Below are 25,170 nucleotides of genomic sequence, written 5' to 3'. Positions count from 1 at the left end.
AGCCATGTATTCGTAGGTCGGTGGTCGAAGACCCCGACATGGGGCTGGTGAAGCCTGCCAAAGTTGAATCAGGGTCAGCGCCCAAGCCTGCAAACGTCGGACTCTGCGAGTGCCGACCTACGGGAGCCATGTATTCGCAGGTCGGTGGTCGAAGACCCCGACATGGGTCTGTTGAAACGCGCAAAAGTTGAATCAGGTTCAGCGCCCAAGCCAGCAAGCGTCTGACTCTGCGAGTGCCGACCTACAAGAGCCATGTATTCGTAGGTCGGTGGTCGAAGACCCCGACATGGGGCTGGCGAAACCCGCAAATGTTGAATCAGGTTCAGCGCCCGAGCCCGCAAGCGTCGGACTCTGCGAGTGCCGACCTACAGGAGCCATGCATTCGCAGGTCGGCGGTCGAAGACCCCGACATGGGGCTGGTGAGGCCCGCAAAAGTTGAATCAGAATCAGGACCCAAGCACGCCAACGTCGGACTCTTCGAGTGCCGACCTACGGGAGCCATGTATTCGCAGGTCGGTGGTCGAAGACTCCGACATGGGGCGGGTGAAGCCGACAGATCAATAAATTTCACGGCGGCTGTCTCAATTTTCACAGCCCAATGGCCTGTCGGCGGCTAGGATGGCCGTTGATTTGGACAACTGACAACCCATTCGGAGACTGCCCCATGCCCGTGATCACCAACATCGAAGACCTGCGCGTTCTGGCCGAAAAGCGCGTGCCGCGTATGTTTTACGACTACGCCGACAGTGGCTCCTGGACCGAGGGCACCTACCGCGCCAACGAGACGGACTTCCACAAAATCAAGCTGCGCCAGCGCGTGGCGGTGAACATGGAAAACCGCACCACCGCCACGAAGATGGTTGGCATCGACACCAAGATGCCCGTTTGTATTGCCCCGGTGGGTCTCACGGGCATGCAGCATGCCGACGGCGAAATGCACGCGGCCATGGCGGCCAAGAAGTTCGGCATTCCCTTCACGCTGTCGACCATGAGCATCTGCTCGATTGAAGACATTGCGGCCCACACCCAAGCGCCTTTTTGGTTTCAGCTCTACATGATGCGCGACCGCGAGGCCATGGCCCGCATGATCGACCGCTGCAAAGCTGCCAATGTGAGCGCCATGGTGCTCACGCTCGACCTGCAGGTGATTGGCCAGCGCCACAAAGACCTCAAAAACGGCTTGACCGCGCCCCCCCGCCCGACCATTGCCAACATCATCAACCTGATGACCAAACCGCGCTGGTGCCTGGGCATGGCCGGGACCAAGCGCCACACCTTTGGCAACCTGGTGGGCCACGTCAAGGCCGTGAGCAACATGAAGTCGCTGGCCTCGTGGACCAACGAACAGTTTGACCCGACGCTCAACTGGGAAGACATCGCTTGGGTCAAGAAGCAATGGGGCGGCAAGCTGATCCTGAAGGGCATCATGGACGTGGAAGACGCCAAACTGGCCGTGGCCAGCGGTGCCGACGCGATTGTGGTCAGCAACCACGGCGGCCGCCAGCTCGACGGCGCACCCAGCTCCATCGAAGCCTTGCCCGCCATCGTGGCCGCTGTGGGCGACCAAATCGAAGTCTGGATGGACGGCGGCATCCGCTCAGGCCAGGACGTGCTCAAGGCCTGGGCGCTGGGTGCCAAGGGCACGATGATCGGCCGCGCCATGGTCTATGGCCTGGGCGCCATGGGCGAAGAAGGCGTGACCAAAGCCCTGCAAATCATCCACAAAGAACTGGACGTGACCATGGCCTTTTGCGGCCACACCAACATCCAGAACGTGGACACCAACATCTTGCTGCCCGGCACTTTTCCGACGGCATAAAAACCGCGCCGGGCCCCTCACGCCACATGAGAGGCCCGGCGCTGGCGCTATGCTTCAAGGGTGACCGAATCCGCCCCTTTGACCTCCCTGCCCCGCCGTATCGCCCACCTCGACATGGACGCGTTTTACGCGTCCTGCGAGCTGCTGCGCTACCCGCAGCTCAAGGGCATGCCGGTCGTCATTGGTGGCGGCAGGCGCAAAGAAGACGATTTGCTGGGCAAGCTGCAAGCGGCCTACCCCGAAGGCGAGTGGACCGAGGACACCTTTGCCGAGCGACTGGACCGCATCCCGGTCGACTTCTTCCCTCGCTTGAATGGCTACACCGGGCGCGGCGTCATCACCACCGCCACCTATGCGGCCAGGCAGTTTGGCGTGGGCTCGGCCATGGGTTTGATGAAAGCCGCCAAGCTCTGCCCGCAAGCCATCATGCTGCCCGTGGACTTTGAGCGTTACCGGCACTTCTCGCGCACCTTCAAAAGCATCATCACCGACATCGCCCCCGTCATGCAGGACCGAGGGGTGGACGAGGTCTACATCGACTTCACCGACGTGCCCGGCGGCCAACGCGAAGGCGGACGCGTGCTGGCGCGGCTGATCCAGAAAAGCATTTTTGAGGCCACGGGCCTCACCTGCTCGGTGGGCGTAGCACCCAACAAGCTGATCGCCAAGATGGCCAGCGAGTTCAATAAACCCAACGGCATCTCGATCGTGCACGAGGCCGACCTGCAAACCCTGATCTGGCCCCTGGCTTGCCGCAAGATCAACGGCGTAGGCCCCAAGGCCGATGAAAAGCTCAAAGGCTTTGGCATCCACACCATCGGCGACTTGGCCGCACGCGAACAGCACTGGTTGATTGAAAACTTTGGCAAAAGCTACGGCGCTTGGCTGTTTGATGCGGCTTGGGGCCGCGACGACCGCCCGGTCGAGACCGAGAGCGAACCCGTCAGCATGAGCCGCGAAACCACGTTCGAGCGCGACCTGCACGCCGTGCGCGACCGCGCCGAGTTGGGCGCGGTCTTCACCCGCCTGTGCGAACAAGTGGCGGCCGACTTGCAGCGCAAAGGCTACGAAGGCAAAACCATCGGCATCAAGCTGCGCTATGACAACTTCCAGGCCGTGACGCGGGACCAAAGCCTGAGCGACTACACGGCAGACGCCAAACGCATCCGGCAAGTGGCAGGCCAATGCCTCAAACGCGTGGACCTGTCGCGACGGTTACGGCTGCTGGGGGTGCGGGTGGGCTCGCTGGTCAAGGCGGGAGCAGCGCCTGATTCGGTGAATCACCCCATGAAGGCCGAAGAGCCGGGCCATGAATGGCAAACGCAGCTTCTGTTCACAGACGACTGAGTATCACGGTGCATCTCAGTGGCTGTGCAATTTCTCTTGCAGCCAGACCTTGATGAGCGACTGATAAGGCACATCCCTGGCGTTGGCCGCCACCTTGATGCTGTCGAGCAAATGCTGGGGCAGACGCAATGAAATGGTCTTGGTGGTGGGTTTCAAGTTGGGCATCTTGACCTTTTGCGCCTTTGTCCAGTCCACATGCACAGTGGAGTCGTGCCCGTTTGGTTCAGATTCCCAATAAGCGCGCTCCTGCGCCTCTGTTTTGAATTTGGGAATCGGTTGTTTAGCTGTCTGCTTGCTCATAAATACTGCGCTCCTTTCTGTGCATGTCCCGCGCTGAAATCTCGCGAATCAATTCGCCCGATCGGCGCAGAGTGAAGGTGACAATTCACATTTTGCTTGATGTCTGAACCGAGACACAACTGCCCCAGTCAAGCGGCTACATTGCTTGGAATAGGAGTTTCCCCCATGAACGATCTGAAATGCTTTTCCCTGACGACTGAAGGCCACGTTGCCCATTTGGTAATGAACCGCCCCGAGGCGATGAACACCATGCACCCCACCTTTTGGCGCGAGCTGCACGAGGTGCTGACCGATATCCACAAGGCAGGCACCGCCCGGGCGCTGGTGATCTCGAGCACGGGCAAACATTTCAGCGCGGGCATGGACCTGCAGACCTTTGGCAGTGCCATCAGCATGGACGACAGCAGCGCCGAAGGCCGCTCGGCCGTGTACGACCTGCTGACCGACATGCAGCACACCTTCACCCTGCTCGAAGAACTGCGCATCCCCGTCATTGCCGCCATCCACGGCGGCTGCATTGGCGGCGCGGTGGACATGGTCACCGCCTGCTGCATGCGCTATGCCTCGGCCGATGCGTTCTTTTGCATCCAGGAAATCAACATCGGCATGGTGGCCGACGTGGGCACCCTGCAGCGCCTGCCCAAGCTGCTGCCCATGGCGCTGGTCAAAGAACTGGCCTACACGGGCCGACGCCTGAGCGCCGACAAAGCGCTGGCCCACGGCCTGGTCAACGAGGTGCTGCCCACCCACGAAGCCACCGTGGCCGCTGCCCTGCAAGCGGCCAAAGAAATCGCCAGCAAACCGCCCGTGGCCATCTGGGGCACCAAGCAAGTGCTGCACTACGCCCGCGACCACAGCACCGAAGACAGTCTGCGCCACATGGGCTGGCTGCAAGGCGCGATCTGGAGCAACGCCAATGTGCGCGAAGCCATCAGCGCCATGCAACAAAAACGCGAGGCGAACTTTGCGCCACTGCCAGCGCTCAAGGGGTTTCGGGAGTTTGGCTGAGGCAATTTGGGCCACCACACGAGAACACCACCCGCCATGTCAATGACCATTGCACCCGACGATCCCGCTCGGCCAGATGTGTATGCGCTGCTCGATGAGCACTTGCGCCACATGCATGAACTTTCACCGCCTGAAAGCGTGCATGCACTCGATGTGGACCAACTCAAACGCCCCGAAATCACCTTCTGGTCAGCTCGCGATGGCGATCAGCTTTTGGGATGTGGTGCCCTCAAGGAACTGTCCCTTGATCATGGCGAGATCAAATCCATGCGAACCCCAACCGTCAACCGGCGACAGGGCGCGGGTCGTGCCATTCTGAATCACATCATCAGCGAAGCCATCGCGCGTGGCTACCAACGACTGAGCCTGGAAACCGGGCCAGCCAGCACGTTTGCGCCAGCGCACCAACTGTATGAAAGCGCCGGATTCCGGCCCTGCGGCCCCTTTGGCGACTACCAGCTTGACCCTCATAGCGTCTTCATGACCATGGACCTCACAACTCATACGTCAGCTTGACTTCACGCCACTGACGCCCGCGTTAAGGCTCTGAAAAAAAACTCACACACAGGGAAGCGACAAACAACATGGCCAACTACACCGCCGAAATACTTTGGGCTCGGTCTGATCAGAAGTTCACCGACAACCGCTACAGCCGCCAGCACATCCTGCGCTTCGACAGCGGCATTGAAATTGCGGGTTCTTCATCCCCTCACGTTGTTCCACTGCCCTATTCCGTGGTCGATGCGGTAGATCCCGAAGAGGCCTTCGTCGCTTCACTGTCCAGCTGCCACATGCTTTGGTTTTTATCCTTTGCAGTCAAACATGGTTTTGTGGTCGACACCTACCATGACGCAGCAGAGGGCGTGATGGGCAAAAACGCAGAAGGCAAGCTCATGATGACCACCGTCACGCTCCGCCCCGAGGTCAAGTTTTCTGGGGACAAGATACCGACCCAGGCTCAGCTGAATGAGATGCACCACTTGGCCCACGACGAATGTTTTATCGCCAACTCTGTCAAGACAGACGTGCGTTGCGAGCCGAGGCAAGTGGCTCATTAAAGGCGAGGCACCCGTTCTGAGGGGGAAATTTCAGCCTGAGCTGCACGGGTCCAAGTTCAACTCGGCGTCGCGAACACGGGCGCAAAGCCCCCACCATCGCTGCGAAAGTTGGTGGTCTGGCCATCGTACAAGCGGGCTGCGAAGAGTTGCACTTGGCCGTCATACGCATAGGCCCGAATGTCCGCCTTCAGCGTCTTGCGCTCATCGTTGACCTTGACGACCCTCTGGCTGGGCGGGATCAAGGCCTGCGCGACATAAGGCAATTGACTGATTTGAGCCCAGGTTTTGGTGGTCAGCTTGTCGCCCCGGTAGGCGGCTTTGGAGCCAAAACCCGTGAGAGGCTTGAAGAAATAGTGTTTGCGCTCGGCCCACAGCTGGTCTGCATTTTCTGGTGTCAGTAACCGCGTCTGCGGCACCACGTTCGCCAGCACTGCTTGAGTGTGCGCAGACCAGCCCATCTCAGAGCCCAAAGCCGCATCGCTGAGCGCTGCCAGATGCCGCTTGTTGGCATGCAGGGCATGCGTTTCGGGGTTGGGGGTAAACACGCACGCCCCCGACACCCAGGCTTGGCGCAAGGCGGCATGTGCCGGATCGCTCAGGTCAAAGTCCGTCAAGCGCAGATAAACCATGTCAATGCGTTGACCCTGGTGCTGCAGTTGGCCGTTGACCCAGGTCAGCGCCTGAGGGGCAGCGATCACGACCTCCAAACCACCCCGACGCAACAGATCCTGGAACAGCAGAAATTCCGGGTACAGGTACTGGCTTTCTGGCGCTTCATCCACGATGGCCAGAGTGCGCTTGGGTCCGGTCTGGGGCACAAACGGCTCAACTGGGCGTTGCAATGCCCACTCCTGCGCGAACATGTCCAGCCACTTCGACTCCAGTTGGCTCACATCGGTCGCGGTACGCAACCAATCTAGGGCTGCATCGCAGCAAGCGTGCTGCGCCCGCGTGAGCGCCAAGTTGAGCATGGCACCCCCCGCATTGGTGTTGATCTCGATCAGCTTGGGACCAGACTCGGTCAAGTGAAAGTCATAGCCCATGAACACGCCTCGGGGCACTTGGGGCAGACCGTACGGCTGGGGTGCTTGCACATGGTCACGCCAGGCGGTAGAAGTCATCGCCTCGTGCAACACCCGCACGGCCTCATGCATGGCCATCAGCTGTGTCTGACTGACAAAAAGACCCGTAGCAGAAAACAGGTGGGAATGACTGTCTTGCAAGTGCGGCCACCAGTCTGAAAGGACAGAATCAGCCTGCAACGCTTTTTTTAAAGCATCCACATCGGGTGAAAAGCAGAAACAATCTTGGTTCAGATAATCAGACAGGCGGTTCATGGGTACCTATTCAAAAATTCAACTATCTTGGCATTTTTAAAAAATACTTTTAAAAACCCACCCCAAACCCGCCAGGAAGAGACCATGGCAAGTTACTCATTGAAGTCCGCTGGCTTCTGAAACAGAAACCGCTGTGTCACAGCAGCGGGGCCCCAGGGCGTCGCTTGGCTTGCCCGCGTGGCGCAACGATCAAGTCAGTGCGGATCTGCTCAGACAGCAGCAGTTCTTTTAAGGAAGGCCGCGCAGCCGACTGCAACCGCCGCCACTCTTGAACAGACACCAACACGGCGGTTTCGGTACCGCGCCGCGTGACCATTTGCGGTCCTTCGAGCAGGCAAGCATCCAAAAATTCACCGAACCGCGCTTTCGCGTCTTGTACTGGCCATGACTGCATCTCGCATCCCCTTCAACTCGTCATCTGTCTAATCTGACCGCAATTGCCGCGTCTGTCAAACCGTATGCCACCGCCACGGAATTGGGTAGCTTGATCATTTAAATACACCAAAAGTTTATTTTTTGCCGGATGATTACCCTTGGGAAAACATCATCAAAAATTGCGGCATAATTTCGTCAACAACTAACCCTAGCTCTTAGCGTGGCATGACCATCTGGGGCACGGGGGAAAAAGCCGGCGAAAGCCGGTTTTTTCGTTTCAGGGGGTCCTTTTGCTTCGCACCCGCGTTTACATCGACGGCTACAACTTCTATTACGGCTGCCTGAAGGGCACAAGCCACAAATGGCTGGACCTGGTGAAATTGTTCAAATCCAAGGTGCTTCCATCCATCACAGCGCAATCAAACGGCGTGCAATTGGGGCTTGACCTTGAAAATCTGAGCATCAAGTATTTCACCGCCGAAATTCTGGAAAAAGTAGCCCAAGACCCTGACAGTCGCACCAGCCAAAGAAGCTACTTGGGGGCTCTCGCCAAGCACTCCCAAGGTTCACTGGAAATCATCAAAGGCAACTATGCCTTGAACGAGGCCCACGCCAAACGCGTCGACCCTCAAAACCCAGAGCGATGGCCGCGAGACTGTCAAAAAGTGACCATTTGGAAAGTTGAAGAAAAAAAGAGCGATGTCAGCCTGGCATTGCACGCCTTCAAGGATGCAATCCTGGGCGAAATTGACCATGCCGTGATCGTCACCAATGACACCGACATCCAGCCTGCGCTGGAGATGATCAACACGTTAACCCCCGTGAAAATTGGACTTGTGGTCCCAACTCGTCATCACCAACGCATCCCCAATCAGGAATTGAACGACCAAGCCCTGTGGGTCCGAAGCCACATCACCGAAGATGAGTTGGCCAGCAGCGAGCTGCCACGCGTCATCCCCGCCAGACGCCCCTACACCAAGCCCATCTCTTGGTATCCGCGTCCTGATCTCATCGCGCAGGCGCTGCAAATCAGCAACGACAATGGCATGAAGTCGAGCGATGTTTACAAGTGGCTACAGCAACCCAATGCCTACTGGGGCAACGCACTCCCCCTGGACATGCTCAGTAACGAAAAAGAAGGCCAGAAAGTTCTGGACTTCATGACCCACTGGCATACCAGCAGATCAACATCCTCTGACCCATCAACCTCATGAAAATCTTCCACAACACCCACCACGCCCAACACGCAGGCCGCCAGGAAATGTTCCGGGGCCGCTTGGTCGATTGCCACGAAGTGCCTGACCGTTTGCGATATGTGCTCGATGAACTGCAGCGCCGCCCTGTGGGGCAGTTGCTGACGCCCGATGCCGCGGCGGATGTGAACGCCGCCATGGCCCGCGTACATGCGCCGGACTATTTGGCATTTCTGGCTCGGGCGTGGAACGACTGGGTGGCGCTGGACCCGACCAATGCCGAGCGCGACGCCCTGCCCTCGGTCTGGCCGCTGGCGTCAAAGCACGCCTTTCGCACCGATGCGCCGCCGCTCAACTTTGCGGCGCGGCTGGGGCAGTATGCGTTTGACTCGGGCACGCCTTTGACGGCGGGCAGCTGGGCCGCCGCCCGCGAAGGCGCGGCCTGCGCATTGGCGGCCGCGCAAGCGGTGCTGGCGGGCGATCGCTTTGCCTTGGCGCTGACCCGCCCACCGGGCCACCATGCAGGCCCCAACTACTTGGGTGGTTATTGCTTCATCAACAACGCCGCAGTGGCCGCGCAAGCCCTGCGCGACGGCGGGCTGCAGCGCGTGGCCGTGCTCGATGTGGACTACCACCACGGCAACGGCACACAAACCATCTTTTACGAGCGCAACGATGTGTTCACCGCGTCCATCCACGGCGATCCACGCACCGAATACCCGTTCTTTTTGGGGCATGCGGATGAGCGCGGCGCGGGGGCTGGCGAGGGCTACAACCTGAACCTGCCGCTGCCGCGTGGCACCGGGTTTGAAGTCTGGTGGGCCGCGCTGCAAAACGCCATGCAAGCCGTGAGCGACTTTGCGCCGCAAGCGCTGGTGGTGCCGCTGGGGCTGGACACGTTTGAGGGCGATCCGATCTCGGGATTCAAATTGCGCAGTGCCGATTACCTGAAGCTGGGGCAAGCCATTGCGCAGTTGGGCTTGCCGACGGTGCTGACGTTTGAAGGCGGGTACGCGGTGGCCGAGGTGGGGGTGAACACGGTGAACGTGCTGGAGGGTTTGCGCGGCTGACAGGCTTGGCAATAGTGGTTCACCAGCGCCACGTCGGAGCTGAAGCTCCGACCTACGGAGCGCGTCTCTCGTAGGTCGGCGGCTTCAGCCCCGACATGGACTTGCGCCAAATCGAATGAACTTCGGAGCTGAAGCTCCGACCTACGGAGAGCGTGTCTTGTAGGTCGGCGGCATCAGCCCCGACATGGACCTGCGCCATATCGGATCAATGTCGGAGCTGAAGCTCCGACCTACGGGGAGCGTCTCTTGTAGGTCGGCGGCTTTAGCCCCGACATGGACCTGCGCCAAATCGGATCGATGTCGGAGCTGAAGCTCCGACCTACAGGGAGCGTCTCTTGTAGGTCGGCGGCTTTAGCCCCGACATGGACTTGCGCCAAATCGGATCGATGTCGGAGCTGAAGCTCCGACCTACGGGGAGCGTCTCTCGTAGGTCGGAGGCTTTAGCCCCGACAAACCTGCGCATGTCGGACCTGAAGGTGCCGACCTACAAATAAGACTAATCACCCCTGAATGCTGCGCCAGCGCTCCATCTCTGCAGGGCGCAGGCCATAGCGGGCCAACACGCCTTCGTGCAAACGGCGCAGCTCTTGCATGACCAAGGCCCGCACATTTTCACGATCTGGCCCGGGCGCGGCCAGGGCCACTTGTGTGGCCACCAGCGCCAGCGGGTCTTGCTCGGGGTTTTGCACCACGGCTTTGACGATGTGGCGAATCGCGTCGCGGTAAGTCAGGCGCAGCACATCGGGCTCGACCACGCTGGACTTGGCCGTCAGGTACTCCTTGGTCGAGCGCTCATAGGCCCACATGAACAAGTCGCGCAGCAGCTCAACGCGCCTCATCTCGTACACACCCAGCACCGAAGCGGTGTACCAGTCCTGCGACACGCCCAAAAACGTGAGTGGGCACAGGTTGGCCCGCAGCAGCGGCCAGTTGGCCAGCAGGCGCGACGTGCGCTTGTTGCAGTCGGCAAATGGCTGCAAATACGGCAAGTGCACCATGGCAAAAAACGACTGCTCAAACGGGTCTTCGATGGCGTTGAATTTGGCCAGCGCTTCATCCAGCAAAGTGCCAATGAGCGACTGGCCCGACGGCGGCTGGTAAACGCTTTGCCCGATCTGCACTGGATGCAGCCGCAAGCGGCCTTCGTCCTCGGGGCTTTCGAGCAGGTTTTCTGACAAGGCGCTGTGCAGGTTCATCAGCAAATAGCGACTGAACTGCGGCGCGGCCACGTTGTCCATGAGCAACTCGATAGCGGCTTTGTGGTTCAGGATCATCTGCGTCTCGGTCACGCCGTGGCCTTGCGCCTGTTGGCCGTGGGCGATCAGGGCGCGGGTGTCCAGGCGCGTGTAGGTGTTGCCCTCCAGGTGGCTGGACGCCCAAGACAAGTCGATCAGCAAACGGTCGAGCACGGCACGGCCATAAGTGCCCGCCGGTTGCGGCCCCGGCCCGGTGCGGCCCATGCGGTGCAGCTGCGCCCGCACAGGCTGGGGCAGATAAAACGTGACGTTGGGCTGATAGGCCTGCAAAAACTCAGACTGGTAACCCACGGCTTGGCGCGTGGTCCAGGGCTGGGCCAGATAGGCCCGGATGTCTTTGCTGTCGGGCGAGAGCGGCCACTGGCCCGTGGAGAGTTCTTCTTCGGCCTGCCAAGTGGATGACTCTGACAAACCCACTGAAGTGGGCAAAGCGTAAGCCAAAACTTTTGGCGCGATTTCAGAATTAGCCACATAACGGGTAGCACGAGCTTTGCCGATTGGCGCGATTTTTCCTTCTGCCACCCACTTTGCCAAAGCTCTTTGCAAGCTGCGGCGTGGCACATCGGGCCATTTTTCAGTGGCCTCTGCAAGCGAAAAGCCATCTGATTGGGCCTGAATGGCGGTCAAGAGTTGGGCGTTGAAGTCTGGCATGATTGGCGCAATTATAAATAATCGCGCCAATTTGGTAAATCAGGACGTGAGGCGCTGATTGATCCGGCCCAGAGACGGGTTCAATAGACAACGCCCTTGTAGGTCGGTGGCTTCAGCCCCGACATGGAGCCTGCGCCGAAGCCTGCAATGTCGGGGCTGAAGCCACCGACCTACGGATTGACGGTACAAAAACTTCAACACTTGTCACCCACCCGGCCCAAGCTGGGCAGCAAGGTTGCAGCACCAGAATTACCTTCAATTATCCAAAGATAGATAAAATATCTTTTTCCAGATAAAAATGGGTAATCACATGATCGCATTCCACCGTACCGCCTTGGCCCAGCAGCTGGTCCAGGCTTTGCAAGGGCGTTCTTTGATGGGCGATGCCCACAACGGTCTGTTTCTGGCTGCGCCCCGGCGAACCGGCAAAAGTACTTTTTTGCAGGGTGATCTGGCCCCCGCCCTGCAGCAGGACGGCGTTGAGGTGGTCTATGTGGACTTGTGGGCCGATACCCGCCGTGACCCCGGCACGCTGATCGCCGAAGCCATTGCCCAAGCTTTGCAATCGCACTTGGGCCTGGTGGCTCGAACCGCTAAAAAGGTCGGGGTGAAAAGCGTGAAGGTCGCGGGCGCATTGGACATCGACACCAGCAAAATCGGCCAAATTGACGGCCTGACCCTGGTGGACGCGCTGCGCAGCTTGCAACAAGCAGCAGACCGACCCGTGGCGCTGATCATTGACGAAGCCCAACACGCGCTGACCAGCGAGGCAGGCGAAGTGGCCATGACCGCCCTGAAATCGGCTCGCGACCAAATGAACAAGCCCGGCCAAGTGAAGCTGATGCTGGTCATGTCTGGCTCTGACCGCGACAAACTCTTGCGCTTGGTGGTCAACGCAGGGGCACCTTTTTACGGCTCGCAAATTCAGGCGCTGCCGCCGCTGGACACCGATTTCATCGCACATGTGGCCGAGCTGGTTGAAGCCCAGCGACCAGACCTGGTGCCCGTGGATCGGGCCGGACTGCAGCTGGCATTTGCCGCTTTCGGGCATCGGCCGCAGTTCTTCATGGCGGCGATGGGCGCGGTGCTCAGCCCGTTGTCGGGCGGCAGTGGGCGGTTTGAGCCCGCGCTGCAACAAGCGGCGCAAGACCAGCAAGCACAAGACGAAGCGCAGATGGAATCGGACTACCTTGGCCTCAAGCCCACCGAGCAGGCGGTGCTGTGGCGCATGCTGGACCAAGGGCCACGTTTTCGGCCCTATGACGCCGAAGCGCTGCGCTTTTACCGTGAAAAGCTGGGGAGACCCATCAGCGTACAGCAGGCGCAAAAAGCCTTGGAATCCCTTCGGCAGCGCACACCCGCCTTGGTGTGGAAATCGGCACGCGGCGAATACGCGGTCGAAGACGCCGCGATGCACCGCTGGTTTCAAGTGCGGCTGGAAGGTGGCAAGTGGCCACCGGCCACCGAGCAAGGCGACCTGCCCTTCGACGACGAATGAAACCATTCGGCCTTCAAAAGTCAGCCAAGTCAGTCAGCCACCGACCTCACCAACTCAAAAATTCAAGGGCTGCCGAAGCCATAGCGTGCAAAGACGGCCTGTGCGCTGGGCGCCAGCAGGGCGTCGGCAAAGGCCTGTGCAGCGGGGTGGGCACCACGGCGCACGGTGAGGCCATAGTCCGCAAAGACCTGCAACTGCGGCGGCACGGCCACGATCTTCAAGCGCGGCACCTCTTGTTGTGCTGCCACCGCATTCGTGCAATAGGTCAGAAAAATGTCGGCTTGCCCCTGGTCCATGACCCAAGCGTAGGCACCGCGACCTGCCGGTGGTTTGGGCGAACTGGGGCCGCCGGTCAACTGCAAAGCCTTGCGATCCAGCGTGGCGTAAGCGCCTGTGCTCACCGCATCGGCTTTGCGAAACAGTGCCCAAGCATAGTCACCCGCCGGATCGGCCTTGGGCGTGCTGGTGCCCAAGCGGATGGCTGGATCGAGCAAAGCACCGAGTAAACGCTCAGGCGTCAAATTGAGATGGGACTGGGTGAGCGCACAAAGTTGATTGCGCACAAACACGCGTGGCGGGCTCCAACTGCCGGCGTCAGCCAGCCTCTGAGGATGGCCCATGTCGGCCGAGGCAAAAACCTGGGCCGCTTCCCCCTTCTCGATGCGCTCGCGAAGCAGCCCAGAAGCTGCAAAAGACAAGGACAGTTTTTGACCGGTTCGCGCTTCATGCGCTCTTGCAATGTCGGTCATCGCTTCACGCAAACTGCCAGCCGCGACCACGGCAATGGGGTCAGCACTCAAAGGCGTTTGGGGCATGGCGCAGGCCGTGAGCAAACTTGTTGCCAGCAAAGCAGGGGTTGTGAGTCGCATGGTGATGTTGAGGGCTCGGTCAGTGACAAGGGGAAGAGACAAATGCTAACCAGCCCCAAGGCGCGTGCCATACGTGAAGACACGGTATGAAATGCTTTGCATAGATCCAGGCGGTGCGCCCCGCCCATTCAGCCGCCATTGACCCGACACCCCCCCCCGCCATAGACCCACAAGTTACACCCCCAGCGTTACTACAAGCAAAAAATCAAATACTTTCAGTTACGATCCAAGCTCACTTTATGAGCACCAAATGGGTCTTAATTGGAACGAAATCAAATCCAGGGCATTGCTTTTCAGCAAAACCTGGGCCGACGCCTGCAACGAAGACAGCCAGGCCAAGCCCTTTTGGATCGATTTCTTTGAAATCTTTGGCATCACCAACAAACGCGTCGCCACCTTTGAGCTGAACGTCAAAAAGCTGGGCGGCGCACAAGGCTTTGTGGACCTGTTTTGGCCCGGCGTGCTGTTGGTGGAGCACAAGTCGCGCGGCAAAAGCCTGGACGACGCGGTGGACCAGGCCATTGGCTACCTGCATAACCTGCCCGAGCGCGACCTGCCCCAGCTGGTGGTGGTGTGCGACTTTGCCCGCTTTCGGGTGCGGCGGCTGGCCACGGGCGAAACGGCCGAGTTTGAACTCAAGCACCTGCACAAACACGTCAAGCTCTTTGGCCTGCTGGCGGGCTACAAGGTGCAAGACATTCGTTCGGAAGACCCGGTCAACATCAAGGCCGCCGAACGCATGGGCCGCCTGCACGACGCCCTGAAAGCCAGCGGCTACAGCGGCCACGCGCTCGAGGTGCTGCTGGTGCGCCTGTTGTTTTGTTTGTTTGCCGACGACACGGGCATTTTTCAGCCCGCGCAATCGTTCAGGGACTTTGTGGAAGAACGCACCGCCCCCGACGGCTCGGACCTGGGGCCGCGCCTGGGGCAACTGTTTCAGGTGCTCAACACGCACGAGAACCAACGCAGCAAAAACATCGACGAACAGCTGGGCCAGTTTGCGTACATCAACGGCCGCCTGTTTGAAGAAACCCTGCCCATGGCCGACTTCAGCACCGCCATGCGCGAAGCCCTGCTGGACGCCTGTGCCTTGGACTGGTCGGCCATCAGCCCGGCGATTTTTGGCAGCCTGTTCCAAAGCATCATGGACGAGAAAGCCCGCCGCAACCTGGGCGCGCACTACACGTCTGAGGCCAACATCCTCAAGCTGATCAAGCCCCTGTTTCTGGACGAACTGCACGCCGAATTTGAGCGCGTCAAAGGCCACCGCAACAAGCTGTTTGAGTTTCACAAAAAGCTGCGCCAGCTGACGTTTTTTGACCCGGCCTGCGGGTGCGGCAACTTCTTGGTCATCAGCTACCGCGAACTGCGCGAGCTGGAGCTGAAGGTGCTGCGGGCCGACCACGAACTGAGCGCCCATAAAGGCCAACTGACGGTGGACGTGCATGGCCTGATCGGCGTGAACGTGGACCAGTTCTTTGGCATCGAGATCGAAGAGTTTCCGGCACAAATTGCCCAAGTGGCCCTGTGGCTGGTGGACCACCAAATGAACCTGCGCGTGAGCGTGGAGTTTGGCCTGTACTTTGCCCGCATCCCGCTCAAAAGCTCACCGCAAATACGCCACGCCAACGCGCTGCGGCTGGACTGGAACGACGTGCTGCCTGAGGAGCGGTGCAGCTATGTGTTGGGCAATCCGCCGTTCATTGGCAAGAAAGAACAAACACCACATCAAAAAGCTGACTTTGAACCCGTGATGAATCGCATCAAAGGGTTTGGCGTTTTGGATTTTGTGGCGGCTTGGTACGTCAAAGCCGCCGACTACATGCGCAGCGCTGTTAACGAAGCCGCCCCTCGCGTGGCTTTCGTCTCGACCAACAGCATCACCCAAGGTGAACAAGTGGGCGTGCTGTGGGCATGGATGTTGGCTCAAGGCATTCATATTCAGTTTGCGCACCGCACTTTTTCGTGGTCCAACGAAGCCAAAGGAAATGCTGCTGTGCATTGCGTGATCGTTGGTTTTGGCTTGAACGACCGCAACGACAAAACTATTTTTGAATACGCGGACATCAAAGGCGAGCCGCTGGCTGTTCCTGCTAAAAACATCAATCCGTATTTGGTTGACTTCGCAGATCTACTGCTAGAACGTCGCTCGAAGCCTATTTGTAAAGTGCCGCCTTTGGTTGAAGGCATCACACCTCTTGACAACGGAATACTGGCTTTCACAAATGAAGAGCGCCTAGCCTTTATTCAAAAAGAACCACGCGCTGAAAAATGGATCAGACGATGGCTCACTGGTAATGACTTAATCAACGGAGAAACTAACTACTGTTTGTGGCTATCAGAAGCAACCGCAACAGAGTTACGCGCCATGCCGCATGTCATGGAAAAAATTGCTCAAGTCAAACACTTCCGTGAAAACAGCAAGTCATCGCAAAAGTTTGCGGTAACGCCATGGCTTTTCCGTGAAACGACCATTCCAGACAAGTACATCTTGATTCCCAAAACAAGCTCTGAACGTAGGCGCATCTTTCCACTTGGGTTTGTTGAAAATGCAGTGGCTACAAACTCGGCGCTGTATATGAACGGTGGCGGTCTTTATGAATTTGGAATCATTTGCAGCGCTATGCATAACTCATGGCTTCGTCTGCTTGGTGGCCGTCTAAAAAGCGATATCCGGTACTCCAAAGATATTGTTTACAACAACTACCCTTGGCCCGGCTTCGCTGGCGAGCCACTCAGCGACAAACACCGCACCGCCATCGAACAAGCCGCCCAATGCGTGCTCGACGCCCGCGCCCAATTTGCAGACGCGTCACTGGCCGACCTCCACGACCCGCTGACCATGCCCCCGGCCCTGCTCAAGGCCCACCAAAAACTAGACACCGCCGTAGACACCGCCTACCAACCCAGCGGCGGCAAAAAGTCATACGCCTCCGACGCCGAACGCGTGGCCTTCCTCTTCGAGCTGTACCAACGGATTACCAGCTTGCTGCCAGCGCCACGTGGAAAAAGTCACAACGAGGTAAGGACGCATGACGTCAAATAATTCTTTACCAGACAGTTGCCTTAAAAAAATGAGGACTCATTATGAGTAATAAATTAGATAACAATTTTGAAATGGAGACCGTAAAACTACTACCAGAGCGCGAGAGAGTTATCTACGAAAACCTCAGTGCGGACGAACTCAGTATTGCCGCCGAATTAATGCAATCTGCATTTCAGGATCTTCTACGGGATGACAGCAGTCTTGCTGAAGTATTCGAAAAATTTAATGTCGCCAAAGCCAAAGTTGCTATTTTTGGAGGCTGGGCCAGAGATCGATTAATTGAATATATTCATAAAACAGAGATGCACTCACGCGATATCGACTTTGTTATCGACAGCGATTTACCCATCGAACATTTTTTTCCTAAGGAAGCAGAAAAGAATCCTTTTGGTGGTGTTGGAATCATTGGTACCAAAATTCCGTTCGAAGCTTGGAATCTTAAAAACACATTTCTTTTTAAATTTGAAAATCAGAACGGCTCTTTCGATCAACTTCCACCAACAGCCGACTACGACATAAATGCCATATTATTTTTTCCTTACCAACAGAATGAAAAAGCATTGTTGATTGATGCAGGTGCAGGGCATGCAATCAAACACAGGAAAATTGACTTCATGGCCGACATTGTTGCTCAACCAACGATTCAAGCTGCGCGCGCGGTGATCCTAGCGACAAAGCTCGGCTTAGAACCCTCTATGGCCGTGTGTGACTTCGTTCAAGACGTCTGTGAAGACCGACAAATTGCTCGAACTGTTGAAAAGGCACTTGAGCGCTATTGCCCCACAGAATTCACGAAAGGAGCTCGCGATCTACTCGACCTGATCCGCCGTGGTAGAGCAGGTGGAAGACCAAAATCAGAATTCTTTGGGCACTGTTGGGGAGTGTTCGAAGGCGGCGGTGTTCGCGCAGCAGCCCATGCAGGTGCATACGCAGCAGCTAAGCGTGCCGGTATAACTTTTGGCAGAGTTGCGGGAACATCTGCTGGCTCCATTGTGGGGGCTCTTGTAGCAGCTGGTGCTACTCCAAGCTACCTAAGAAAAAATCTTCAAGAATTAGATTTTCTTACGTTACTTGAAAAACCAAAAAATCAGAATATATTTTTTGCGAAGCGGCTACCATTTTTGGCCAAATTAATCGGCATGTTAACTCCGGGAAAACTCCGTTCACTTGTCGACATTGCCAAATATGGTGGATTACATGACTCCACAAAGTTAGGAGATTGGATCGAAAATCGCCTAATAGAACTAGTACGCCTCGATGGCAAGGCGAATAAAGGACCAGTTCTTTTTTCCGAATTACCGATACCATTTCATGTCGTTGCCACCGACTTTTCCACAGGGAAGCCTAAGATCTGGTCTCCCGAAACAACAAGTGACGAGAGTGTTTCATTGGCAGTAAGGCACTCATGCACTATTCCACTTTTTTTTCAGCCCGCCCCCTCTGGTGCATCGATTTTCTTCGACGGTGGTGTCGTATCTAATCTGCCTGCATATATCCTGAACAATCGGCGAGGCAACATGGCTGAACGAGATATTTCTCCAAGAATTTTGGCGTTCCGCTTGCTCGCAGAAGACAAGGGAGCAACACCAGTTCAGGATCTTATTGACTTTTGCAAACGTCTTTCTGCAACAGTAATTGATAGCGCTTCCGAGATACAGCTTCAGTTACAAACCAACGTGTACCCGATAGATATACATACCGGTGCAATTGACTCAACTGATTTTGAAAAATTAGACGAAAAGAACAAACGATTCCTCTATGGGCGTGGCGTACGAGACGTGAGAAATTTCGTCGCAAACGAACGCTTAAATCTATCGCGTAAAGATACTGTCACGCAAGTTTTTCAAGGGTTTGACGAAAAAATGTTGCTACTGGTTCGCCAGATACCATCATGCCAAAAATCGTTTTTAGCGATGGGCTCTGATACCTATTGGCTGGACCATGTTTTCCCAAGTTTATTACTTCTTGCTAGGCGGGGAATTCCTGTAAGTATCGTTGTGCCTAAAGTGAATTCAACGAAAATTGATAGTGACGAAAAGCGCCGCAGGCAATTATTAGCACTTTTAGGTGCTACCGTTATTGAGACAGACGAAGAACTTGCTTTTGAAGGATTCGTATTTGACTTGGGATCGCCTCGTGCCTGCACAATCCTTGCCTATCATTCATCAGATGAATCCCAACGGAATCACCGGTACAAAAACGAGAAAATTCGATTATATACAACAGACAGTGATCCAGCCGTACTTGGCATGATGACAGAAAAGACCGCCACTTACACATCGGAAGTAACTAGTAAAAGGCCAAATCTTGACTATCAACCCTGTGACCAGCAGGAATTGATTAATCGTCTTAAGACGATTCCTGCATATGTAAATGCATCGATTATACTGGAGCGTATATCCGTGAACAATAAACTAATCGTAATGCAAAAATTTATTAAGGAATTCAAGGCAATACAAATTAACTTGATGGTGTCAGATCTTATTACTTCTAATCAAAATTTATTTACCCCAATTCAAGTCCAACTTGAGGGAAATGCCTATTCGATAGTGACCCCACCCGTACTTGAACGACATGGAGATTCACTTGTAGTAATTGATGGAAACACACGTTTACATCATTGCTTCGTAAATGGAATCGAAGAAATCGATGCTGTGGTGATTAGTAATGTTAAGGAAGATCTGCCCAGTGATGGAAGATTCAACCTCCGAAGTCTCCGTCTTGTATCCTCCACTGTTTCCATGCCAGACAATTACAAAAATTTGAATGCATCCAAATATAGGCATATCGAACGTGCAGTACATGAACGGTACGATTGATTTAGCATTCCAGCTAAGGCAATTGAACCGCCTCCATACCCTCCACCTCATGCGCCGTGCGGTAGCCCCCCACCCCCTTCACATAAGCCAGTAACTCCCCAATAAACGGATGTCTGCAAAGCGTGGACGAGTCACCCACCAGCAGCAGCTTGCGCCGTGCGCGGGTCATGCCCACGTTCATGCGGCGAATGTCAGACAGGAAGCCGATCTCGCCTTGGGGGTTGCTGCGCGTTAAGGTGATGGCCATGATGTCGCGCTCTTGGCCCTGAAAAAAAATCGACGGTTCCCTCGCAGAGCCTGCGTTGCAGCAGCTGTTCACGCAGCCGTTAAAGGCTCAATGCACGCCACGGCACGCGCCCCCAAAGCACGGGCATTGCGCTAGACCGTTCGCTGAAGTACCGACTGTGCAGGGTTGACAACGCAGACTGCATTCAATCCTTGGCTTGAGCCTAGGCTCAGGTGCCGCGCTCTGCGGCGCTGTCAGCGCACTGCCCATGGGCCAGGCCTCGCCGTCATGGTGTCAACGCCAACAAAAAGGAATTTGCATGCAAGCTCGTCACACCCCACTCAAACTGACCAGCGCCAGCCTGGAGGAACTTGTTGGGTTGCACGCCCGGCCCTGTCTGTCTCTGTACATGGGCACCCACCGCAGTCACCCCGATAACCAGCAAGACCCGATCCGTTTTCGCCATCTGGTTGGCGCACTGAAGACATCCCTGCACCACCAAGCGCCCGATGCACTGCGCGCCCTCATTGCGCCATTTGAGGCCTTGGAAAACGACCACGCGTTTTGGGAGCACACGCTCGACGGGCTGGTGGTGATGGGGGCGACTGATTTTTTCCGCATCTATGTGTTGCCTAGACCGGTGGCCGACTTGGCGGTGGTGGCAGACAGCTTTCACACCCAACCTTTGCGGCAATTTTTGCAATCGGTTGAGCGTTACCAGGTCTTGGCTTTGAGCTTGAACAAGGTGCAACTGTTCGAGGGCAACCGCGACAGCCTGGAGGTTTTGAGCTTGGCGTCAGAGGTCCCACGCTCTTCAAGCGACACGAGCAGCGATCGCCAACAAACGGCGCACAGCTCGGTGTCATCGTACGGTGGCCTGGGCGCTGGCCATTCGGCCATGCACCACGGGCAAGGCGGCAAAAAAGACGGCATGGACAGCGAGGTGGAGCGCTTTTTCCGGGCGGTGGATCGGGCGGTGCAGGCGCATCACTCCGACGTCTCGGGTTTGCCCCTGATGCTGGCAGCTTTGCCTGAACACCACCACCTGTTTCAGGCCATCAGCCACAACCCGCGGCTGATGAAGCAAGGCCTGCTCATCAACCCCGAAAGCCTGAGCCCCACCGAGTTGCAGCAACGCGCCTGGGCCGTGGCCGCCCCGGCACAACAGGCCCAACAAAACGCTTGGTGCGACGAATACGCCGCAGCCAAAGCGAAGGGGCTGGGCAGCGACAACCTGGCCGATGTGGCGCATGCGGCCACAGCCGGGCGCGTAGGCACCATGTTGATCGAAGCCGGTCGCCTGGTCGCCGGACGCATCGATGGCACAACGGGCCGCATCGACTTTTCCGAACTCGGCTACCCCAGGGTCGACGATGTGTTGGACGACCTGGGCACGTTGGTTGAGAAATTAGGCGGCCAAGTGCATGTTCAGGCGGCCGAACGCATGCCCACAACCACGGGTGTTGCGGCGAGTTATCGCCACTGAAGCCGCCAAGCCCCATCCCTGTCATTCGTGGATGAGTTTGCCAATCCGTTCACGGGCCAGCTCAAACTCGGGCGCTTGCGCGTCATAGGCTTGGCGAACGGCGGGGTTAGCCAGCAGTTCGGCTTTCAGGTCTTTCAGGCTTTTCACGTCGATTCCTCCAAGCGTTTCAATGTGGCATAAACCGCGCTTTGTGTCATGCACCTCAAGTCCCACTGGCTTTGCCCAACTAGGCATCGTCCTCGGCCCAGCCTTTTATCGCGGGGTAATACCGTGTTGATCGACCATCACCGTACCGGGTGAGCAGCCCAAGCCTTTCCAGATCGATGAGGTCTCGGGCTGCTGTGGGTGTGGAGGTTTGCGCAATCCGCTCGTGCTTGCGCGTGGTCATGCCGCCCTCAAAACCTTTGGGGCCAGCATCCAGCAGCTTCTTCATGGTTTTATGCTGACGCTCATTGAGCGAGACCGATGACATTTGGGCCTGAAACCGAATGCGTTGAATGGCGGAATCGATGGTGCGGTTGGCGAATTCGTTGGCCAGATCAATTTGCACCAGCAACCATTCGACCCATGGCGTCACGTCCATGCTTTTGGAGCGTTGTGCCCGCTCTAGCTCGCGGTAATACTGGTCTTTGCACGACTCGATTTGCCGCGACAGTGTCACGATTCGCCCAGGCTGGCCCATGTCTTGGCCCAGTGCCAGTTGCAAGATGGCCCGGCCTAGGCGCCCGTTGCCATCGTCAAACGGGTGCAGCGTCTCGAACCACAGATGCGAGACTGCGGCACGCACCAAGCCGTCCATGGGCTGCGGCCCGACTTTGGGCTGGGTTTGGTTGAACCAATTCAAAAAAGCGTCCATCTGCTCGGCCAGACCTTCAGCGGGTGGCGCGGCGTAATGCACCTTGCTGTGGCCCACGGCCCCACTGACGATCTCCATGGGCACAGAACGCAGAGCGCCCACATCGATGCGCTGCATGCCCGAAAAACCCGTGGGGAAAAGCGCCCCGTGCCAACTGCACAGCCTCTCCAGCGTCAAGGGTGCATCGGTGTTGAGGGTGGCGTCTTGCAACACATCGATCAGTCCCTCGATGTTGCGCCTGCCTTCGCGCACGGGGGCCCCAGAGGTGTCGAGGCCCAAGCGCCGGGCCACGGAGGAGCGAACACTTTCAGGGTCCAGCTTTTCGCCTTCAATCGCAGAGGTGGTCAATGCCTCTTGCGTCAGCGAGTCGCGGATGTGGGGCTGCAGCCCTTCCAAGCCAATCGCCTCCGCTTTGCCAAGAAGAAATCCTTGGGATGTTCTTGCGGCCGCCAATGGTGCCTGAATTCGCTGCGCGTCGAACGCCAATGCTGGCCACTCTGGCAGCTGCCAAATCCAACGTTGATATGATTTCATGGCTTAATCATATCAATATATGATTTGAATTGAACGGAAATCGTATCGTGCGCGGTGTCAAGATCAAGCAACTTCCCAAAAAACGTATGCCTGTAAAGCGTTGCAGCTGGTCACCACGCAGCCGTCAAAGTTCTGTTCCTCACTCAAAATGGATTTGACTCCATATGTCTTTAAGTCCATAATTTTGCAATGACTTGGACTGTTCTGTTTCACGACGCCTTCGATGCTGAGTTCGAAGCTTTGGTCGAGGAGCTTCAAGACGAACTCTTGGCACATGCCAAGTTGCTGGCGACGTTTGGACCTGATTTGGGGCGACCTACCGTCGATACCCTGAAGGGTTCACGACACAGCAACATGAAGGAGCTTCGGTTTTCCTGGAATGGTCAGGTTTGGCGAGTGGCCTTTGCCTTCGATCCCCGCCGACAAGCCATCTTGCTTGTGGGTGGAGATAAAGGTGGGGCAGATCAGCGCAGGTTTTACAAGCGCTTACTCACGGTGGCCGATGCGCGTTACGACGATCATCAGGGCACTTTGAGTCAATCAACCAAGGAGTCCAAAAATGGCAAGAAAACTCGATGACGTGATGGCTGCGCTGCCCAAAGATCGGAAAAAACGGGTGGAGGATCGGGCCATGGAGTTGGCGACACTCAAAGACCTTCGCCATGCCGCCCAGCAAACACAAGAGCAAATGGCTGCCGCCTTGGGGGTGCGTCAGGACACCATTTCTCGTTTGGAAAAGCGCAGCGACATGCTGCTTTCAACGATGCGCCACTATGTGGAAAGCATGGGCGGCAAGCTGGAACTGGTGGCCAAGTTTCCTGATCGCCCGTCCGTGGTGATCGACCACTTGGGAGGTGAAGTCACCCTCAACAAGCGCGCAGGTGCTGCTCGCCGATCACGGGTTGCGGCCTAGTTGCCAACTGGGGTACAACTTGCACCCCCCTTGCGCTACAAGCCCCTGACGGCAAACAGCGCTCAAGCAGCCACCCATTTATAGATTCGGCCCGATGAAGTCTGAACCGTGTGTTGCCAGTTGGGAGGATTTTGTGGGAGCTTGCCCTGCAAGCGAAAAGTCTGTGATCCACAAGCGTCCAATCGCCAGCAGGGCTGGCTCCTACAAGATGCGAGATTGAAGTCGACCTGCAAACTTCATCGGGCCGGATCAATAGGCCACCTCACGCGCCGTGCGGTAGCCCCCCACCGCCTTCACATAAGCCAACAACTCCCCAAAAAACGGATGCCTGCAAAGCGTGGACGAGTCGCCCACCAACAACAACTTGCGCCGTGCGCGGGTCATGTTACGTTCATGCGGCGGGTGTCAGGCAGAAAGCCGACCTCGGCTGACTTTGACCGAATGACTCGGCTGATGATAAAGTAGGTACGTTTTCATGTATACATATTAAGGAGGGTGCCATGCTCGCTACCGCCAAAGTTTTCACCAACGGCAACAGCCAGGCGATTCGCTTGCCCAAGGCATTTCGTGTGGATGTCGATGAAATGTGGATTGCTCGCAACGAGGTGACGGGAGAGATCACGCTCAAGCCCAAGGACACGGAAACATTGCGCAAGAGACGGCTGGAAGCGCTCATGTCTGCCATTACAGACAACCCCTTGCCCAACGACTTTTTGTCGGATGCCAGCCGGCAAAACAATCCACCCAAAAATCCGTTTGCAGACTGGGATACGCCAACAGCCCCCAAAGCCACAGCAAAAGCCTCCGTTAAACGCGCCGCCAAAACCAAGGTCCGCAAGTGATCAAGTTTTTGGTGGACACCAACATCTTGGGCTACTTTGCACGCAACAGTTCTGCCGCGCTACAAACGCGCATGTTGACGGCGCTCAAAAAGCAGGAGGTCGCCATCTCCGCCATCACCCGCGCCGAAACTCGGTTTGGGCAGGCACTGCTGCAAGCCGAAGACAAACGCCGCCGAACCATTGATTTGCTGCTCAATGAGTTGCCCGTTTTGCCATGGACGCTGGAGGCCGCAGACCGTTATGGAGAAATTGCTGCCCACCTGCAACAAACCGGGCAGCCCATTGGCGACATGGACACCCAAATCGCCGCGCATGCATTAGCGCTGGGCCTGCCCTTGGTGACCCACAACACACGGCACTTCAAGCGGGTGCCGGGCTTGAAGCTTGAAGACTGGATGGCATAAGCCCCGAATGCGCGACCAGCTGCAACAGCTTGCGTCTCAATGCAGAGGGAGGCCAACCCGTGACGGTTTGTCACGGGTTGAAACTGATGGCCCTCTGACATTATTGATTCGGCCCTGTGAAGTTTTCAATGCGCAAAGCTGTTGTAGGTCGGTGGTCGAAGACCCCGACATGGGCCTGTGCCGAAACCAATAACGTCGGACTCTGCGAGTGCCGACCTACGAGATGACATGTCTCACGCATTTCAAACTTCAGCGTGCCGGAT

Annotated in this window: 24 protein-coding genes; 15 read left to right on the top strand and 9 right to left on the bottom strand. The window is 56.9% G+C overall.

The window, feature by feature from the left end; genetic code table 11:
* Window positions 1–664: 664 nt before the first annotated feature.
* Together H663_RS39765 and dinB are read left to right on the top strand one after the other, a co-directional pair.
* Window positions 665–1,819, top strand: coding sequence for an alpha-hydroxy acid oxidase (locus tag H663_RS39765; protein WP_053173879.1), 1,155 nt, complete (start codon window positions 665–667; stop codon window positions 1,817–1,819).
* Between the two features lie 114 nt (window positions 1,820–1,933).
* Complete coding sequence (gene dinB / locus H663_RS39760) at window positions 1,934–3,166, top strand: DNA polymerase IV (protein WP_053173877.1); 1,233 nt, start codon at window positions 1,934–1,936, stop codon at window positions 3,164–3,166.
* A 15-nt stretch (window positions 3,167–3,181) separates the two neighbouring features.
* Here the strand turns inward: dinB and H663_RS39755 are convergent, their stop codons facing one another.
* Entirely contained in the window at window positions 3,182–3,466 is a 285-nt protein-coding gene (locus H663_RS39755) for a BrnA antitoxin family protein (RefSeq protein WP_053173875.1), read from the bottom strand.
* 165 nt (window positions 3,467–3,631) lie between these two features.
* Here H663_RS39755 and H663_RS39745 point away from each other — a divergent pair, with 165 nt between their 5' ends.
* The 3 genes from H663_RS39745 to H663_RS39735 all read left to right on the top strand — a co-directional run bounded on the left by H663_RS39745 (window position 3,632) and on the right by H663_RS39735 (window position 5,532).
* A complete protein-coding gene (locus H663_RS39745) occupies window positions 3,632–4,474 on the top strand; it encodes an enoyl-CoA hydratase-related protein (RefSeq protein ID WP_053173873.1) in 843 nt (280 codons plus the stop codon).
* A gap of 36 nt (window positions 4,475–4,510) precedes the next feature.
* The gene (locus tag H663_RS39740; RefSeq protein WP_338067179.1) at window positions 4,511–4,990 is read left to right on the top strand and encodes a GNAT family N-acetyltransferase; all 480 of its coding nucleotides are present in this window, start codon (window positions 4,511–4,513) and stop codon (window positions 4,988–4,990) included.
* 68 nt (window positions 4,991–5,058) lie between these two features.
* On the top strand, window positions 5,059–5,532 hold the full coding sequence (locus H663_RS39735) for an OsmC family protein (protein ID WP_053173869.1): 474 nt from the start codon (window positions 5,059–5,061) through the stop codon (window positions 5,530–5,532).
* Between the two features lie 56 nt (window positions 5,533–5,588).
* Here the strand turns inward: H663_RS39735 and H663_RS39730 are convergent, their stop codons facing one another.
* Entirely contained in the window at window positions 5,589–6,692 is a 1,104-nt protein-coding gene (locus H663_RS39730; protein WP_205872758.1) for a hypothetical protein, read from the bottom strand.
* Between the two features lie 313 nt (window positions 6,693–7,005).
* Window positions 7,006–7,263, bottom strand: coding sequence for a type II toxin-antitoxin system Phd/YefM family antitoxin (locus H663_RS39725; protein ID WP_053173864.1), 258 nt, complete (start codon window positions 7,261–7,263; stop codon window positions 7,006–7,008).
* 271 nt (window positions 7,264–7,534) lie between these two features.
* Here H663_RS39725 and H663_RS39720 point away from each other — a divergent pair, with 271 nt between their 5' ends.
* Window positions 7,535–8,458: an NYN domain-containing protein gene (locus H663_RS39720; protein WP_053173863.1), complete on the top strand. Its 924-nt coding sequence runs from the start codon at window positions 7,535–7,537 to the stop codon at window positions 8,456–8,458.
* A complete protein-coding gene (locus H663_RS39715; protein WP_053173861.1) occupies window positions 8,455–9,507 on the top strand; it encodes a histone deacetylase family protein in 1,053 nt (350 codons plus the stop codon). The genes H663_RS39720 and H663_RS39715 overlap by 4 nt, the downstream gene beginning before the upstream one ends.
* A gap of 500 nt (window positions 9,508–10,007) precedes the next feature.
* On the opposite strand, the gene H663_RS39710 is transcribed toward H663_RS39715, so the two are convergent.
* On the bottom strand, window positions 10,008–11,414 hold the full coding sequence (locus tag H663_RS39710) for a Fic family protein (protein WP_053173858.1): 1,407 nt from the start codon (window positions 11,412–11,414) through the stop codon (window positions 10,008–10,010).
* A gap of 310 nt (window positions 11,415–11,724) precedes the next feature.
* Between H663_RS39710 and H663_RS39705 the strand changes: the two genes are divergently transcribed.
* Complete coding sequence (locus H663_RS39705; protein WP_053173856.1) at window positions 11,725–12,912, top strand: AAA family ATPase; 1,188 nt, start codon at window positions 11,725–11,727, stop codon at window positions 12,910–12,912.
* A 62-nt stretch (window positions 12,913–12,974) separates the two neighbouring features.
* On the opposite strand, the gene H663_RS39700 is transcribed toward H663_RS39705, so the two are convergent.
* Complete coding sequence (locus H663_RS39700; protein WP_053173855.1) at window positions 12,975–13,781, bottom strand: molybdate ABC transporter substrate-binding protein; 807 nt, start codon at window positions 13,779–13,781, stop codon at window positions 12,975–12,977.
* A 250-nt stretch (window positions 13,782–14,031) separates the two neighbouring features.
* Here H663_RS39700 and H663_RS39695 point away from each other — a divergent pair, with 250 nt between their 5' ends.
* Window positions 14,032–16,827 carry a DNA methyltransferase gene (locus tag H663_RS39695; RefSeq protein WP_053173853.1) on the top strand — a complete coding sequence of 932 codons (2,796 nt, stop codon included), beginning with the start codon at window positions 14,032–14,034 and terminating at the stop codon, window positions 16,825–16,827.
* Window positions 16,828–16,868: 41 nt separating this feature from the next.
* A complete protein-coding gene (locus H663_RS39690) occupies window positions 16,869–19,646 on the top strand; it encodes a patatin-like phospholipase family protein (RefSeq protein ID WP_083451232.1) in 2,778 nt (925 codons plus the stop codon).
* A gap of 13 nt (window positions 19,647–19,659) precedes the next feature.
* Here the strand turns inward: H663_RS39690 and H663_RS39685 are convergent, their stop codons facing one another.
* Window positions 19,660–19,893: an AAA domain-containing protein gene (locus H663_RS39685; RefSeq protein WP_083451350.1), complete on the bottom strand. Its 234-nt coding sequence runs from the start codon at window positions 19,891–19,893 to the stop codon at window positions 19,660–19,662.
* Between the two features lie 298 nt (window positions 19,894–20,191).
* Here H663_RS39685 and H663_RS39680 point away from each other — a divergent pair, with 298 nt between their 5' ends.
* Window positions 20,192–21,358 carry a baeRF3 domain-containing protein gene (locus H663_RS39680; protein WP_165803965.1) on the top strand — a complete coding sequence of 389 codons (1,167 nt, stop codon included), beginning with the start codon at window positions 20,192–20,194 and terminating at the stop codon, window positions 21,356–21,358.
* A 21-nt stretch (window positions 21,359–21,379) separates the two neighbouring features.
* Here the strand turns inward: H663_RS39680 and H663_RS42445 are convergent, their stop codons facing one another.
* Together H663_RS42445 and H663_RS39670 are read right to left on the bottom strand one after the other, a co-directional pair.
* Window positions 21,380–21,505 carry a hypothetical protein gene (locus H663_RS42445; protein WP_276309859.1) on the bottom strand — a complete coding sequence of 42 codons (126 nt, stop codon included), beginning with the start codon at window positions 21,503–21,505 and terminating at the stop codon, window positions 21,380–21,382.
* A 79-nt stretch (window positions 21,506–21,584) separates the two neighbouring features.
* The gene (locus H663_RS39670) at window positions 21,585–22,748 is read right to left on the bottom strand and encodes a Fic family protein (RefSeq protein WP_053173848.1); all 1,164 of its coding nucleotides are present in this window, start codon (window positions 22,746–22,748) and stop codon (window positions 21,585–21,587) included.
* Window positions 22,749–22,937: 189 nt separating this feature from the next.
* On the opposite strand from H663_RS39670, the gene H663_RS39665 reads away from it, so the two are divergent.
* Complete coding sequence (locus H663_RS39665; protein WP_053173847.1) at window positions 22,938–23,327, top strand: type II toxin-antitoxin system RelE/ParE family toxin; 390 nt, start codon at window positions 22,938–22,940, stop codon at window positions 23,325–23,327.
* The gene (locus H663_RS39660) at window positions 23,308–23,661 is read left to right on the top strand and encodes a helix-turn-helix domain-containing protein (protein WP_053173846.1); all 354 of its coding nucleotides are present in this window, start codon (window positions 23,308–23,310) and stop codon (window positions 23,659–23,661) included. Before H663_RS39665 ends, H663_RS39660 begins: the two co-directional genes overlap by 20 nt.
* Before the next feature lie 249 nt (window positions 23,662–23,910).
* On the opposite strand, the gene H663_RS42440 is transcribed toward H663_RS39660, so the two are convergent.
* Entirely contained in the window at window positions 23,911–24,045 is a 135-nt protein-coding gene (locus H663_RS42440; RefSeq protein WP_276309858.1) for a hypothetical protein, read from the bottom strand.
* 116 nt (window positions 24,046–24,161) lie between these two features.
* On the opposite strand from H663_RS42440, the gene H663_RS39655 reads away from it, so the two are divergent.
* A complete protein-coding gene (locus H663_RS39655) occupies window positions 24,162–24,503 on the top strand; it encodes an antitoxin (RefSeq protein ID WP_053173845.1) in 342 nt (113 codons plus the stop codon).
* A complete protein-coding gene (locus H663_RS39650; protein WP_053173844.1) occupies window positions 24,500–24,907 on the top strand; it encodes a type II toxin-antitoxin system VapC family toxin in 408 nt (135 codons plus the stop codon). Before H663_RS39655 ends, H663_RS39650 begins: the two co-directional genes overlap by 4 nt.
* The last annotated feature ends 263 nt before the right edge of the window (window positions 24,908–25,170 follow it).

The sequence above is a fragment of the Limnohabitans planktonicus II-D5 genome (genome assembly GCF_001270065.2).
GTDB lineage: Bacteria > Pseudomonadota > Gammaproteobacteria > Burkholderiales > Burkholderiaceae_C > Limnohabitans_A > Limnohabitans_A planktonicus.
The sequence above is the reverse complement of the archived record's forward strand: the minus strand, read 5'-3'. Positions and strand labels throughout refer to the sequence as shown.

What these genes read in the sequence shown, in the direction of transcription:
- H663_RS39660 (WP_053173846.1), top strand. Translation starts at nt 23,308, where the DNA reads ATGGCAAGAAAACTCGATGACGTGATGGCTGCGCTGCCCAAAGATCGG.
- H663_RS42440 (WP_276309858.1), bottom strand. Translation starts at nt 24,045, where the DNA reads ATGACCCGCGCACGGCGCAAGTTGTTGTTGGTGGGCGACTCGTCCACG.
- H663_RS39725 (WP_053173864.1), bottom strand. Translation starts at nt 7,263, where the DNA reads ATGCAGTCATGGCCAGTACAAGACGCGAAAGCGCGGTTCGGTGAATTT.
- dinB (WP_053173877.1), top strand. Translation starts at nt 1,934, where the DNA reads ATGGACGCGTTTTACGCGTCCTGCGAGCTGCTGCGCTACCCGCAGCTC.
- H663_RS39755 (WP_053173875.1), bottom strand. Translation starts at nt 3,466, where the DNA reads ATGAGCAAGCAGACAGCTAAACAACCGATTCCCAAATTCAAAACAGAG.
- H663_RS39705 (WP_053173856.1), top strand. Translation starts at nt 11,725, where the DNA reads ATGATCGCATTCCACCGTACCGCCTTGGCCCAGCAGCTGGTCCAGGCT.
- H663_RS39745 (WP_053173873.1), top strand. Translation starts at nt 3,632, where the DNA reads ATGAACGATCTGAAATGCTTTTCCCTGACGACTGAAGGCCACGTTGCC.
- H663_RS39740 (WP_338067179.1), top strand. Translation starts at nt 4,511, where the DNA reads ATGTCAATGACCATTGCACCCGACGATCCCGCTCGGCCAGATGTGTAT.
- H663_RS39735 (WP_053173869.1), top strand. Translation starts at nt 5,059, where the DNA reads ATGGCCAACTACACCGCCGAAATACTTTGGGCTCGGTCTGATCAGAAG.
- H663_RS39700 (WP_053173855.1), bottom strand. Translation starts at nt 13,781, where the DNA reads ATGCGACTCACAACCCCTGCTTTGCTGGCAACAAGTTTGCTCACGGCC.
- H663_RS39670 (WP_053173848.1), bottom strand. Translation starts at nt 22,748, where the DNA reads ATGAAATCATATCAACGTTGGATTTGGCAGCTGCCAGAGTGGCCAGCA.
- H663_RS39730 (WP_205872758.1), bottom strand. Translation starts at nt 6,692, where the DNA reads ATGGCCATGCATGAGGCCGTGCGGGTGTTGCACGAGGCGATGACTTCT.
- H663_RS39655 (WP_053173845.1), top strand. Translation starts at nt 24,162, where the DNA reads ATGCTCGCTACCGCCAAAGTTTTCACCAACGGCAACAGCCAGGCGATT.
- H663_RS39695 (WP_053173853.1), top strand. Translation starts at nt 14,032, where the DNA reads ATGGGTCTTAATTGGAACGAAATCAAATCCAGGGCATTGCTTTTCAGC.
- H663_RS39715 (WP_053173861.1), top strand. Translation starts at nt 8,455, where the DNA reads ATGAAAATCTTCCACAACACCCACCACGCCCAACACGCAGGCCGCCAG.
- H663_RS39665 (WP_053173847.1), top strand. Translation starts at nt 22,938, where the DNA reads ATGACTTGGACTGTTCTGTTTCACGACGCCTTCGATGCTGAGTTCGAA.
- H663_RS39710 (WP_053173858.1), bottom strand. Translation starts at nt 11,414, where the DNA reads ATGCCAGACTTCAACGCCCAACTCTTGACCGCCATTCAGGCCCAATCA.
- H663_RS39765 (WP_053173879.1), top strand. Translation starts at nt 665, where the DNA reads ATGCCCGTGATCACCAACATCGAAGACCTGCGCGTTCTGGCCGAAAAG.
- H663_RS39690 (WP_083451232.1), top strand. Translation starts at nt 16,869, where the DNA reads ATGAGTAATAAATTAGATAACAATTTTGAAATGGAGACCGTAAAACTA.
- H663_RS39680 (WP_165803965.1), top strand. Translation starts at nt 20,192, where the DNA reads ATGCAAGCTCGTCACACCCCACTCAAACTGACCAGCGCCAGCCTGGAG.
- H663_RS39685 (WP_083451350.1), bottom strand. Translation starts at nt 19,893, where the DNA reads ATGGCCATCACCTTAACGCGCAGCAACCCCCAAGGCGAGATCGGCTTC.